The organism is Streptomyces cavernae (assembly GCF_004023625.1).
In the GTDB taxonomy this organism is placed as follows: domain Bacteria; phylum Actinomycetota; class Actinomycetes; order Streptomycetales; family Streptomycetaceae; genus Streptomyces; species Streptomyces cavernae.
In genome coordinates, this window is record NZ_RPDJ01000002.1 from 368,127 (window position 1) to 382,049 (window position 13,923).

The window sequence follows — 13,923 nt, forward strand, 5'->3', positions numbered from 1 at the left end:
GAGACAAGGCGGAAGCCGCTTGTGACCGTGCCTCACAGGCACGGTCACAAGCTTCTGGTCGTGTGCCCGCGGGTCAGCGCTGCAGGGTGAGCAGACCCGGCCGGTACGGCAGTTTCAGGTAGTCGGGGTCGTTCGCGTTGGGGTCCCTGCCCTGGTAGAGGAACTGCAGGTTGCAGGGGTCGATGGTCATGGTCTGGTCAGGGTTGTTGCGGACCAGGTCACCGTGGCTGATGTCGTTGGTCCAGGTGGCGCCGCTGTTGGCCTTGCCCGCGAAGGGGCTGCTCTCGCTGCCGGCCTGCACGGTCCACGGACCGTTCAGGCTGGAGGCGGTGAACGAGCGGAAGTAGCGCTGCCCGTTCGTACCCTTTGCCTCGACGAGCATGAGGTACTGGTTCTGGCCCTGGACCTTGTAGACCTCTACCGCCTCGAACAGTTTGTCCTCCGTGTCGCTCATGACCGTCGTGTACGACGAGCCGAAGCTGCTCGGGAAGTTCCCGATCGGCATGGTCGACTTGAAGATGCTGCCCTTGTCATTGGCGAAGAACAGGTGCATGTTCTGGCCGTCGCCGATGATGGTCGGGTCGATCGGGCCGCCTACGGGGAGGCTGGCGGTGAACAGCTCCTGCGGCGCGGACCAGCCGTTGGGGTTGGTCGGGTCGCTGGACGTGCGGTAGGTGAAGGACCAGTTGGTACCCCACCCGTTTGAGATCAGCACCCAGATGTTCTTGGGCGCGAAGTAGAACAGTCTGGGCGCCACCGCGAGCTGGTTCATCTGGGTCTGGCCGGCCGAGGCCATGTCGGACCAGTTCGTGAAGGGACTGAACATCATCGAGCGCCATCCCGATGACGTAGCGTTCGTCGCGTAGACCAGGTGCTTGCCGTTGTACGTCACGGTGGTGAAGTCCTTCAGCGAGTACCACCCGTTCGCCGGCTGCGCCAGCGGACCGGTCGAGGTCCACCGGTACGTCGACGGAAGAGAGCACGTGCTGCCCGTCCCGGACAGGCCGGTCCACTTCTGGTTGTTGCCGCCGTTGCAGTTCCAGAGCTGCACTGCCGTGCCGTTGGCCGTGGCGCCGCCGCTGACGTCCAGGCACAGCCCGGACTCCACGGCGACGATCGTGCCGTCGGAGTTCGCCCGCCACTGCTGGTTGGTGCCGCCGTTACAGGCCCAGATCACCGGCCGGGTACCGGCCGTGTTGGCGTGGCCCGGAACGTCCAGGCACTTGTTGCCGTACACGGTCAGCTGGTTGTTGTCCGTCAGCGTCCACCGCTGGTTGGTCCCGCCGTGGCAGTCCCAGATCTGCACGTTCGTGCCTTCGGTCTGGCTGGCGCCCGACACATCGAGACACCGGCCGGAAGCGACACCGCGCACTTCGCTGGTGGTGGCCGCCTGAGCGGGGTTGGCGACGAGCGTCGCCGTCGAAGCGACCAAAGCCGCGAGCAGCACAGACAGATGTCTGCGGCTGAATGTACGTCTGAGCACGGGGATCTCATTCCTTGAGTTGAGCGGTTCCGGTTGGCCCCGTCAGAGGCTGTCCGGACTGATGTGCTGCGACCCGACCCTGCGTTCGGAATGTCGAACGATGATCGAAGCGTCGAGCAAGCTGAAGGGCGGAGAGCGACCAATACCTGGTTCCGGGGCGGATCTCAGTTCCTCACGATGCGCCACCGGTTGTCGGCGGTACCGTCGTCCGAGTCCTGGACTGCGAACGCGCCCACAGCGGTGGAGTTGTTCGCGATGGCGAGCAACTTGCCGCTGTTCTCGTTGCGGATCTTGTAGGTCCCGTCTCCCTGGTCGAGCAGCGTCCATCTGTGGTCGGCTGTGCCGTTGTCCGACCACTGCAGGACGGTCGCGTCGTCTGCCGTGGACATGCCCAGGACGCCGAGCACCTTGCCGCTGTGGGCGTTGCGGAAGCGGAACCCGTTCCCGTCGGTGATCATGTACCAGTCGTGGTCGGCGGTGCCGTTGTCCGCCCACTGCAGCGCGCGGCCACCGTCGGCCGTGGACATGTTCTGGATGCCCAGCAGGAGACCGCTGCCCACGTTGACCAGACGGACGCTGCCGCTGGCGTTCCAGTAGACGGTGTAGTTGTGGCCGTGCGCGTCGTGGAAGGGGCCCAGGTTGACGGTGGAGCCGTTGGCGGTGGCGGTGAAGGCGAGCGAACTGCTGCTGGTTCGTGTGATCGACGACGTGTTCAGTGTCGGGAGGGAGCTGAGCGCGGAGTTGCCGTAGTTGCCGGACAGGACCACCGGGCCGTAGGTGATCGCGGCGACGTTGGTGTTGTCGTTGGCCCCTCGCATGACGATCCGCATGGGCAGGCGGACGGTGACCGTGTCGCCAGAGCTCCAGGAGCGGTTCAAGGTGGCGTAGCTGCCGGGGTTGGTGGTGATGTTCTGCTGCGTGCCGTTGACGCTGATGGTGGCCCCGGTGGTCCAGCTCGGGATGCGGATGCGCATGGCCCAGGTTCCGCTGACATTTCCGGTGACCTGCAGGGTCGTGGTGTCGCTGACGGGGTATGTCGTGGTCTGGGTGACCGTGATTCCGCGTTCTGACCAGTTGAGCACCGAGGGCACGAACAGGTTCACGATCAGTGTGTTGTCACTGCGGTAGTAGATGGAGTCCATCAACCTGGTGTGCATCTCCAGGCCGGTGCCCTGGCAGCACCAGAAGGTGCCGTAGTCGGTGCTCCAGGTGCCGCCGCCCCACGCCGGGCCCACACCGCGTCGGGCTCCCGGGTTGAGCGGGGTGAAGTAGGTGACGTGGCCGTGGCTGTCGGCCGGGTTCTGCTGGCCGATCATCTGGTTCAACCACGCCCGCTCGTAGTAGTCGAACAACGCGACCCGGTTCGGGTCCAGCGCGAACAGTTCCCGGGTCAGGAGGAGCATGTTGAAGGTGTTGCAGCTCTCGCACGTGTCCTTGTTCAGGTAGCCGGCGATGGCGTTCGGGGCGCGGAAGTGCTCCGCCTGGCTGTTGCCGCCGATGGCATAGGTGTGCGAGTTGACGGTGAAGTTCCAGGCGTTGGTGGCGATGTCCCGGTAGCGGGTGGTGCCGGTGGCCTTGTACTCCCGGGCGGCCCCGATCCACTTGGGCACCTGGGTGTTGGCGTGCAGTCCGCCCAGCCGGTCCTGGTTGGACGCCAGCGGGTCGAACACCGCGGCGTGGTCGAACCGCCGGGCGGCGGTGAGCCACCGCGCGTCGTTGGTCTGCTGGTAGAGATCGGTCAGCACGGTGTTCATGCCGCCGAACTCGGTTCCCAGCATGGTCTGCATCTGCTGGCTGGTCAGGCGGCCGGTGCGCCAGTCGACCCATCCCGCCAGGGCGAGCAGCACGTCCCGGGCCTGTGTGCTGCCGATGTGGCGCCATACGTCCAGCAGGCCGGCGAGGGTCTTGTGGATGGTGTAGTACGGCACGTTGCCGTTGCTCAGGGTCCGCTGCTCGAGAGCGGTGAAGTCGGACTCGGGGTAGCCGGAGAGGTACCCGGCGTTGAAACCGGCGGCGCTGTTGTTGGCCTGGCACTTGGCCAGCTCCGCAACCATGTGATTTGCCTTGTCCCGGCAGGTGGTGTCCCCGGTCACCGCGTAGAGCTGTGCCCATGCCGTGAGGAAGTGCCCTTGGACGTGGGTGCGGAAGGGGAAGTCCGGCGCGTCCCAGCCGCCGGTGGCGGCCGCGCCGTTGGTGGACAGCCGGTGGTTGGCGCGGAAGTTGTACAGCAGCCGGTCGACTTCGACGAACCGCAGGTAGTTCTGCGTACGGTTCTGGTTGTCCAGCCAACGGCTTGCGGTGAGCCGGACCTGGTCGAGTGCGAAGGGGTGCGCGGAGACCCCGATGTCGGCCCTTGCGGGCGGGATCGCCGCGTGGGCGGGAGAACCGCCGATGAAGGATCCGGTGGCAGAGGCGGCGGCGGTGGCCCCGGCTATTTGCAGGAGGCGCCGTCTGCTGACGGAGGAAGACATCGTGAACCTTTCGGTGAGGGGAGAGATGTGGAGCCATACGTGGCAGGCGACGACATCACAGCGGAGCCGTTGGTGGCGGCCACCGTTCCTCTGCCGTGCCGGCGAGAACCGATGCGCGTGAGAGTCCTCCGGCTCTGCGGTTGGTCCTGTTTGCTCGTCGGAACTCCGCCTGGAGTCGGCGACTGCGGGCCAGGCGGCAGCCCTGCTGGGCAACGAGGCCTGGGATTCATGGAAGTCTCGGTCCCAGCAGCCCTCTCCACTGACACATGGGATGGATTAACGGACAGGAACGTTGCATCTGTCTAGTCCTGCGACACGAAAGGCTTGGCTACTTGCGGGTTTGCGTCCGATGGAACCCGCCGTGGTGACTCCCACCGGTTCGCGGTGTCACCGGTACCGATGGGCTGGGCGCCCCGGAACACCGGTCGCCACGGGCGCCAAGGTCGTCGACATAGCCGACACCAAAGGCGGCGGCGCGGCCCGTACGGCCCTCTTCCAGGCCAACGGACAGAAGGCCGCCGAGGTCTCCTTCATCGGACACGCCAGAGGGGCAGCGGGGGCGAGCACGTGGGGAGCGGAGTGGCTCAGTTCTCCCCTCGCATGAGGCTGTCCACCGACCGTGCCGCCGAGTACCGTCACCGTGGTCCGTGATCGTGCCGCCGGGACTGCGCGCGACGTCGTCCCTGACGAGCCCTGGTTCCGGCTGGAAGACTCCCGCCGCTGACGGTCGGCGGGCTGGACGGGGCGGTCGCTGTGGCCACCACCGTCGCACCGCCGCCGTCACCGGGGCCGTGGTCCTCGGCCACGGCCCCGGCCTGGGGCGCAGGGTTGTGACCCAGTGCTGCACTGCTGAACGGCTGTTTCGTTCAGCGGCATCAGGAGACGGTGAACATCTGGTGGTCGGCGCCGTCGAACGGGCGTTGCTCCAGCTGGTCGCCCTGGGCGCTGCCCGCGGTGAGGTCGGGTCAGTTCGTCACGCGGAAGGTGGCGTCGCTGCGTCCTGTCGCGGTGGTGATCGGATCCAGGCGGAGTTGGTAGGCGTAGTGCCGGATGTAGCGGTCGGGGTGGTTGTAGGACTGGAAGGAGGACCAGTTGGAGTCGGCGAGGCCGGCGACCTGGCGGAAGGTGGCGTCCGCGGCGAACTGGGTGGTGCCGTCGTTGCGGACCAGCTGGAAGTCGTAGTCGGAGTGCCGCAGGAAGTGGCCGGGGAAGTTCACCGACTCGAAGGAGACGGTGCCGGAGCCCGCCAGGCCGGGCCTGATCCGGAACTGGGAGTCCGGGCTGGTACTGACGTTCTGGTCGATGCGCACGTCGTAGTTGGCGTGCCGCACGTACCGGTCCTGGAAGTTGTACGACTGGAGCCGGTTGGCCGGGGTGCTGGGCCAGCGGGCGAGGACGCGGGACTCCTCGGCGGCCGTGAGGTTCAGGATCGAGCCGTGGCGCTTCTTGGTGATGCCCATGTTGTAGGTTCCCGACGCCGGAATCCGGTAGGTGCCGGGGGCGGAGGGGTTGGTCGTGGTGACCGGCATGTACCCGCCGCGGGAGGCGTACTGGTCGAGGTAGAGGGCCCACTCGTTGCGGTCGCGGAACTTCATCCACATCGGGCCTTCGACCTGTGAGCCGGTCAGGCCGATGCCGGAGAGGTTGCCGAGGCTGGTCCAGGTGCCGAGGATCGAGTTGCTGCCTTCGAGGGTGATCTGGCCGTCGCCGGAGGCCCGCACGTAGCGGTAGTTGCCGACGCCGGCCGGCATCTCGACGATCTGGGTGTCGATGAGTTCCTGGGTGCCGGGGCGGTCGATGTAGATCTGCGGGGTGGTGATGGTGCGGAAGTCGGTGGTGCGGGCGTAGAAGATGCGGTGCTTGGTCTTGCCGTCGAGGGGCACGTTCGTCGCCCAGTACAGGACGAAGTCGTTGGTGGCCGGGTTCCAGATCGCTTCCGGCGCCCAGGCGTTGCGTCCGTCGGGGATCGCGCCGGCGACGTTGAGCAGCCACGGCTCCGACCAGTTGATCAGGTCCGTCGACTCCCACACCACGATGCTGCGGCTGCCGTTGTTGATGGAGCCGTCCACGGTCGACCCGCAGCCCCAGCACAGGTCGGTCGCGATGATCCAGTACTTGTCACCGCCCGGCGATCTCACCAGTGCGGGGTCACGCACCCCCTTCGTGCCGACCGTGGAGCGCAGGATCGATGCTCCGTCGTTGAGGTCGTTCCAGTGCAGGCCGTCCGCGCTGTGCGCGAGGTACATCTGCTGACCGGTCGACCCCTCTCCGGTGAAGTGCAGCATCAGATAGCCCGGGTCGGCAGCGGCCGCCCGCTGAGGGGTGGCCAGCGAGTGGGAGGTGAAGAAGAGGCCGACGGCGACCAATGTCGCCGCGAGCCGGGTGAGCAGCCTTGGCATGTGCGTGTCCTGTCTTTCTACGGGTGCCGGGCCGGGGTGGAAGCGGGGGCCGGACGCGTGACCACTGGAAGCCGCCGGCTGTGCCGCAGGTGCGTTGTCCGAGCAGGGCCAGGTCCGCGGTCGAGGCGCCGACGTCGTTGACACACTTGCCGCTGTGACGGGCTGATCCGGTGACAGCCGTCGGTCGCGACCCACGCGAACTGCTGGTCGTGCCGAGGCGGGAGGCGTACTGGAGTGATGCCTGTGCCATCGGCGGAACTGCCGAGCGGGTTCGGGAACGTCGTGGGGGCCGCCTGCGCGACGGGGGCAGCCGACCCCGTCCCGGCCGTCGCACCCCCGGCGAGGACGGCGAGCCCCGTCGCCGTGGAGAACGGCCGGGGGACGATCTGTTCCGCACCGGCGGATGCGGGAGCAATGCTCATGACAGAGACATCCTTGTTTCATGTCGCGGAGCGGAAGCGGATGCGAGCCGGAAGTGCCGGTGAGTGGGCACTCTGTTCGATATGTCGGACATTGTTCGTGAATCCGGCGAAAAGTTAGAGGGATGTAAAAGCAGGTGTCAAGAGAGATGAAGGCAGCGGAAACACCGTGGCCTCCGTCTGTCCTCGGGATGGGGTGTACGCACAGGAGACGCATCGGCGCGTCGCGTATAACGGAAAACACGGAACGGACGAAGGCGTGGGGCGGCACCGGAGCAGCGACCCACGCACATCCTCCGGATACGCTCCTGACACACTGTCGTCCTCGACACATCGGCAAGGTGACGGGACGGGTGGGGTGGGGTGCGCTCGCAGGACAGGCGGGAACGGCCGGATGTCACTGTCGTCATGGCGGCGCGGGCCGGCGACCGGCAGGCCTCGGAACAGCTGATACGGGACTGTCTGCCGTTGGTCTACAACATCGTCGGGCGGGCGCTGGACGGGCACAGCGACGTCGACGACGTGGTCCAGGAGACGATGATGCGGGTCCTGGACGGGTTGCCCGGACTGGAGCAACCGGATCGGTTCCGGTCCTGGCTCGTCGCCATCACCGTGCGACAGATCCGTGACCGGTGGCGCAGAGGGCGCACCTGGCTCACTGCGGAACCCCTGGAGGAGAACGCCCGGGAAACAGACCCGCAGGCCGATTTCTCCGACCTGGCGATTCTGCGGCTTGCGCTGTCGGACCAGCGGCGTGAAGCGGTGGAGGCGACCCGCTGGCTGGAGGACGAGGAACGCGAGGTGCTCGCGCTGTGGTGGATGGAGTGCGCAGGTGAACTGACCCGCGGCGAACTCTCGGGGGCATGCGGCCTCACCCCGCAGCATGCTGCGGTTCGAATCCAGCGGGTCAAGGAACGGCTGGAGACGGCGCGCACCGTTGTACGAGCAGTGACGGCCTCACCGCGCTGCCCGGACCTGGCCGCCGTGCTCGCCTCGTGGGACGGGCGGCCGTCCGCGCTGTGGCGCAAGCGGCTGGCACGCCATGTCCGGGACTGTCCGCAGTGCCTGTTGAGCTCGTCCGACCTGATACCGGCAGAGGGGCTGCTGGCCGGCCTCGCGTTGGTGCCGATGCCGGTCGGACTGGTCGGCCTGGTGCTGGCCAGGACGCTGGGGGCGGACTCGGCCGGGGCGACCGTTGGCGCGGGCACGGGTACGGCGAGCGGCGCAAGTCGTATGGTGCGGACGATCGGCAGGCTGGCCGCCAAGCCCGCGGCGACGGCAGCCGCAGGTGCCGTCACGCTCGCTGCTGCCGGAGTGGCCTGGTACACCGCCGCGGGGTCACACGAGCCGGTCCCGCGGCCCGCCGTCGCGGCCCCGCTGCCGTCCGCCGCCTCGTCCATGCCGCCGTCCCCGAGAACGTCCGCCTCACCGACACCCACACCGACGCCGACAGCATCCCCGGCGACGACCGCTGAGGCGCGGTTTTCGGGGCGGCATGCCCTACGGTCGGTCGACAACCCCGGCGAGCACGTGAGCCAGTCCGGCCGACTCGGCATCCTGGGCCCGGTCGGCGCCACCAGTTCCGCGGCCACCCGCCAGGCGGCCACCTTCACCTTCGTTCCCGGCCTGGCCGACCCCAGCTGCTACTCACTCAGGGACGCCACGGGCAGGTATCTGCGGCACTACGCCTTCCGCATCCGGCTGGACACCGACGACGGATCCGCCATCTTCCAGAAGGACGCCACCTTCTGCCCCCGTTCCGGTTCCACGGCCGGTTCGGTCTCCCTGGAGTCGTACAACTACCCCGGCCGCTACCTCCGCCACCGGGACAACCTCCAGCTGTGGCTCGACCCTTCCGAGAACACGGCCGCGCACCGGGCCAGCCGCTCCTTCGTCCTCGTGGCGCCCTGGACCTGACGCTGAACGGCCTTAGGGGTGCCTTAGGGGTCCTTGCACTATGCCCGCCCGGGTCGCGTGGTCTGGCACCGCACCTCGCCGCGTTGCCGGAGAGCCCAGGTAGCGGATCTACCTGGGCTCTCCGGCGCCTTGCGATGCACGGCACCAGACCACGCGACCTCATCGGACGCTCATAGTGCAAGGACCCCTTAGCCCTGAAGGAAGTTGTTCGACCTGCCGGACATTGTTCGTAAAGTGTTGACGTTGACTCACGACTCAATCCACACTCACGCAGCGCGATGTCATACGGGCGGCACGACAGCACCTCGGCCGAGGTCGTGAGCCCTCTCCTCAGGCATGCCTTCGTCACGAGATGTGAACCCATGCACAAGGTGAGACCTCGGCGCCGCCGAAGATTTCGGCCGGGCGCCGCTGCAACCGTGGCCGCCGCCGCGCTCCTGGCTGGTGCCCTGGGCCTGTCGGCTCCCGCCCAGGCGGCCGAAATCACCGACGGTCTGGCTCTCTGGTACAAACTCGACGCCACCTCGGGCACCGTGGCGGTGGACTCCTCGGGCAACGGCCGTAACGGAACCGTCAACGGCACCGCGGGCTGGTCGGGCTCCGGGGAAGGGCTCACGTTCAACGGCTCCGACACCTACATCAAGGTGCCGGACAACATCATGAGCGGCATGAACTCGATCACCGTCTCGATGGACGCGCAGATCGACGCGGCCCAGGCCACGCCGTACTTCCTCTACGGCTTCGGCAACACCGGCAACGGTGCCGGGAACGGGTACCTGTTCACCACCGGCAACTCGTACCGGACCGCCGTCGCGTCCGGGGGTTTCTCCACCGAGCAGAACACCCGGACCTCCGCCGCGCTGCCGCGCTCGGTCTGGAAGCACGTCACCTGCACCCAGACCGGAACCACGGGCGTCCTCTACCAGGACGGCGTGGAGGTGGCCCGCAACACGTCGGTCACCGTCACCCCCGGTTCCATCGGGTCGGGCATCACCACGGCCAACTACATCGGCAAGTCGCTGTACAGCAGTGACAAGCCCTTCAAGGGCAAGATGCGCGACTTCCGGGTCTACAACCGCGCGCTGACGCCCATCGAGGTCTTCGAACTCAGCGGGAACACCACGGGCATCACCGCGGCCACCCACCCCTCGCTGAAGATCGACGCCCTCATCGACGACGCCAACAGCAGGATCACGCTGCCGATGAAGGCGGGCGCGGAACTCACCGCGCTCGCCCCGCAGTTCGCCCTCGCCCAGGGCGCGACAACCAGCCCGGCCTCCGGCACCCCGCGGGCGGTCAGCCCCTGGGCCTGATCGCGGTCCGATCGCCAGGTGGCCCGCACCGCGAAACCCCTGCGGGCCACCGGCCTGGCCCGGCGGCCGTACTACCTCCGACACGCCGGGATCTCCGGCTGCGCACCGGCATCAGGCCGGAGCCGGTACCGGTTGCGCAGTGAAGCCGAAAGCAAGGTCCAGGCGACGTGCGGGGGACGTGAGGAAATTGGAGCGGACCCGCAGGAAGCCGGGCGGCCTGACCGGCGGCGCCGTCACCCTCCACCCCGCCCCGGCCTGCCGGGCACCGCTCTCCGGCCGCTCGTTCGGCTTGAGATGTCGAACGTCGAGCAGGGTAGGTCATCAGAGGCTCGTGTACGTCGGTTGTGACGGGCCCGGGCGATTGGCATGTTGGCACATGCGCCCAGTCTCGGTCGCCGGCCGCCCACCGAGTGTTCGGGAGCTGCGCCATGACACGCGGTTCCTTTGTTCTCGCTGTGACTCAGTGGTGCGCACGGATATCAGCAGCCACACCAACGCCAGGCACGTCCACTACATGAGGTGGGTGAAAGCGGCGGTGGGTGAGACCGCGGTCCATGGGATGCCCACTACGACGCGGGCACCGCCTGGCGGGGTGTTGCCTCGTACGGCCTCGCCACCCGCTGTCGTCGAAGTCCGAGAGAATCCGGCCGTTTCCCGGCCACCGCTCCTCGCCCCACCAAGCCGGACAGTGTCAAGCACGCCCATGAGCCTCGTCCTCCCGTGTCACCCGGCCGTCCTTCCCATCCGCGAGTCACCGGGCCGACCACCGCCATCAGCACCGGCGGCACGCCCCGACGAGGCATCGCCGACCTCATGACCGCCTCGATGGATCTCGATCTGCGGGTCGGGGAACAGGCCGGCCGCACCCTCAGTCGGCCCGGCCCTTTCCGGCCATGCCCCGGAGTTCGTCAACGGCCAGGCGCAGCTCGTGGTCGAGCCGGGCCAGAGCGTCATCGCCAGTCGACATCGGGGAGCGAGTGTGCGCGGCTTGTTCGAGGCGCCGGCAGAGGTCCGCGGCGCGGGAGGCCCCGATGGTGGCGCAGCTGCCCTGGAGGCGATGCGCCGCCATGCCCGCCGTGTGGAAGTCCCCCGCGTCCACGGCGTCCCGGAGACGTCGCAGGGTCTCCGGGGCCGCGGTGGCAAAGGCCTCGGCGATCTCGGCGACTGCCTCCGGGGGCATGTCCGACAGCTGTGCGGTGATCTCCGGTTCCTCCGGCCCGGTGGGCTCGCCGGTGCGCATCCCCGTCCAGACGGGGACCCGGGCGAGCACCTGCTGCCAGTCCACGGGTTTGGTGAGGTGGTCGTCCATGCCCGCCTCCAGACAACGGGCGCGGTCGTCCGGCATGGCCGCCGCCGTCATGGCGACGATCGCAGCGCGTTCACCGTCCGGCTGGCGCCGCCGGATCTCGGTGGTGGCCGCGAGGCCGTCCATCCCGGGGAGCTGGCAGTCCATGAGAACGAGGTCGTACCGGCCGTGGAGCGCCGACCGCACCGCCTGCTCGCCGTCGCCGACCACGTCGACATGGTGGCCGGCCCGCCGCAGCACCAGCTGGGCCACCTGGGAGCTGACTTCGTCGTCCTCGGCGACCAGGATGCGAACCGTCGTCTCCGCGGCGGTGGACGCCCGGTGCCCCGCCCTGGGCACGCTGTGCTGCGCAGTGTCCGGGTGGCCCCCCTGGTCGCCGTCCGTACCCAGGGTGTTCTCGACCGCCGCCAGCAGTCGGCGGCGGCTCACCGGGCGGGTGACCGACTGGACGGCCCGCTCCTGCGGACGGGAGGCGGCCGGCCATGCGGCCCCGGTGCGTCCCGGGCTGAGCAGCACGATGACACCGGTGGCACCGAGCAGGGGGTCGGTGAGGACGGCTTCGGCGAGCGAGCCGCCTCCGTCGAGCGTCATATGCAGGTCGATCACGGCCAGGTCGAAGGGCGTCTCGTCGGCAGCCGCGCTGCGCAGCGCCGCCAGGGCAGCCGCCGCGTCCGCCGCCTGGTCCACCGCCAGACCCGCGCCGGTCAGCATGCGGTCGGCCAGGGCGCGGCTCTCGTCGTCCGCGTCCGCGATGATCACGCGGCGGCCGCCCAGCTGTCCGGTGGCTGGGGCGGTCCCCCTGAGGACGGGCACCGGCAGGGTCACCCAGAAGCGGCTTCCCACTCCCTTCACGCTGTCCAGCCCGATCCTGCCTCCCATCAACTCGACCAGCTGCTGGCTGATGGCGAGGCCCAGACCGCTGCCGCCGGTGCGGCGGGTGATAGGGGAATCCAACTGGCGGAAGGTCTCGAAGACGCGGTCGCGGTCCTCGGGGTCGACCCCGATGCCCGTGTCGGTGACGGTGAACCGCAGGACCGCCGGGTCGCCGGCCGGTGGACCGCCCGGCGCGGAGGCCGGCCCCTCCAGCGCGACCTTCAGGTCGATACCGCCCTGGACGGTGAACTTCAGCGCGTTGCCGAGGATGTTGGTAAGCACCTGCCGGAGCCGCACCGGATCGCCCAGGACGTGCTGGGGCAGGTCCTCGGCGAGGTGCAGTGTGAGCCACAGCCCCTGCCGGTGGGCGTGCGGGGCGAACGGCGCCACCACCTCGTCGCACAGCCGCGGCAGGTCGAAGGGCACGGTCTCGATGCGCAGCCGACCGGCCTCGATCTTCGACAGGTCGAGGAAGTCGTCCAGCAGACGGAGGAGGTTCTGCGCGGACTCCTGCACGGTGCCCGCGTAGTGCCGCTGCTCGTCGTCCAGCCGGGTGTCGAGCAGCAGGGTGTTCATCCCCAGGACGCCGTTGATCGGCGTGCGGATCTCATGGCTGACCTTGGCCAGGAACTCGGACTTCGCCGCTGACGCGGTCACGGCCTCGTCCCGGGCCCGGGCCAGTGCCTGCGCGTACCGTGCCAGGGTCCGCTGCGCCCGCCGACGGCCGCGGCTGGTGTGGATCTGGAAGGCCAGCCCGACCAGGATCAGTCCGGCGAGGAGGGCCGCGACGGTCAGCACCCGGTTGCGCAGCCGTCCGGCGGAGGCCAGCGCCTCGCCGGCGGGCACCTCCGCGGTGACCGTCCACCCGATGCCGGGAATGGGCCGGGAGGCCGACAGCACCAGCCCGTCCAAGCCGCGCTGGGTGGTGAAGAGCGTACGGCCGGCCAGTGCCGCGTCCACCCGGGGGTCCTCGCGCAGGGAGGTGAGCGCGTACAACCTGCCCCTCGGGTCGGCCACCAGGACACCGGTCTGGTCCGTGATGAGCAGTTGGATGCCCTGGGCCGCGGCCGCCTCCGAGGCGAAGGTCTGGATGGCGTCCAGGCTGTAGACGACGGCCAGGATGCCGACCTGCCGGCCGCGGGTGTCCCGGATCGGGGCTGCGACGGCCACCGCCCGCGACACGCCCCGCATGGCGGGCGTGTACGCCTGGGACACATAGGCCTGTTTCTGCCTGCTGACCGCGCGGTACCAGTCGGTGCCTCGCACGTCCGATATCAGCTCGCTGGGCGGTTGCGCGCCGATCAGCCGTCCGTCGGCTCGGGTGACGATCACGCCGCTGATGCCGGCCCGCATCCGCGCCAGTTCGCGGAGGGTGCCGGCCAGGGCCGGCGCGGGCGTGCCGGAGCCCGGGGCAACCGCGGAGCGGACGCCCGGCCGTTCGGCGTACGCGCTGACGAGCTGCTTCAAGGAGCCGATCTGCTGCTCCACCACGACCTGGCTCACCGAGGCCGTCGTCTGGACCCGGTCGCGTACCTCACTGCGTACCGCCTGATCGGACAGCCTGATGCTGGAGGAGGTCAGGAGGCCGAGCGGAAGCAGGCCGAGCAGGACCCACAGCAGGGCCACCGCCAGCAGCCAGCGCAGGTCGCCGTCACCGCCTCGACCGGACCGTGCGGACGCGCGCCGTCCGGTCACGGCAGATCGCCATCCCAGCGCGCTCACCTCCGGCGGAACGGGTGGAC

Annotated in this window: 7 protein-coding genes; 3 read left to right on the top strand and 4 right to left on the bottom strand. The window is 68.9% G+C overall.

All coding sequences use genetic code 11. The features are described 5' to 3' along the window. Nucleotides 1–73: 73 nt before the first annotated feature. Both EF387_RS14075 and EF387_RS14080 read right to left on the bottom strand, forming a co-directional pair. On the bottom strand, nt 74–1,483 hold the full coding sequence (locus EF387_RS14075; protein WP_128376855.1) for a non-reducing end alpha-L-arabinofuranosidase family hydrolase: 1,410 nt from the start codon (nt 1,481–1,483) through the stop codon (nt 74–76). A 164-nt stretch (nt 1,484–1,647) separates the two neighbouring features. Further along, nucleotides 1,648–3,954, bottom strand: a complete 2,307-nt coding sequence (locus EF387_RS14080; RefSeq protein ID WP_128376856.1) for a beta-L-arabinofuranosidase domain-containing protein — start codon at nt 3,952–3,954, stop codon at nt 1,648–1,650. Nucleotides 3,955–4,315: 361 nt separating this feature from the next. On the opposite strand from EF387_RS14080, the gene EF387_RS14085 reads away from it, so the two are divergent. Then, nucleotides 4,316–4,558, top strand: coding sequence for a hypothetical protein (locus tag EF387_RS14085; RefSeq protein WP_128376857.1), 243 nt, complete (start codon nt 4,316–4,318; stop codon nt 4,556–4,558). Between the two features lie 361 nt (nt 4,559–4,919). Here the strand turns inward: EF387_RS14085 and EF387_RS14090 are convergent, their stop codons facing one another. Continuing rightward, nucleotides 4,920–6,353, bottom strand: a complete 1,434-nt coding sequence (locus EF387_RS14090) for a glycoside hydrolase family 43 protein (RefSeq protein WP_128376858.1) — start codon at nt 6,351–6,353, stop codon at nt 4,920–4,922. A gap of 782 nt (nt 6,354–7,135) precedes the next feature. Here EF387_RS14090 and EF387_RS14095 point away from each other — a divergent pair. Both EF387_RS14095 and EF387_RS14100 read left to right on the top strand, forming a co-directional pair. Then, complete coding sequence (locus EF387_RS14095; protein ID WP_128376859.1) at nt 7,136–8,689, top strand: sigma-70 family RNA polymerase sigma factor; 1,554 nt, start codon at nt 7,136–7,138, stop codon at nt 8,687–8,689. A 419-nt stretch (nt 8,690–9,108) separates the two neighbouring features. After that, entirely contained in the window at nt 9,109–10,002 is an 894-nt protein-coding gene (locus tag EF387_RS14100; RefSeq protein ID WP_420802565.1) for a LamG domain-containing protein, read from the top strand. A gap of 868 nt (nt 10,003–10,870) precedes the next feature. Here EF387_RS14100 and EF387_RS14105 read toward each other — a convergent pair. Continuing rightward, nucleotides 10,871–13,876 (bottom strand): hybrid sensor histidine kinase/response regulator, encoded by a 3,006-nt coding sequence (locus EF387_RS14105; RefSeq protein WP_238431503.1) that lies wholly within the window; start codon nt 13,874–13,876, stop codon nt 10,871–10,873. Nucleotides 13,877–13,923: the final 47 nt, after the last annotated feature.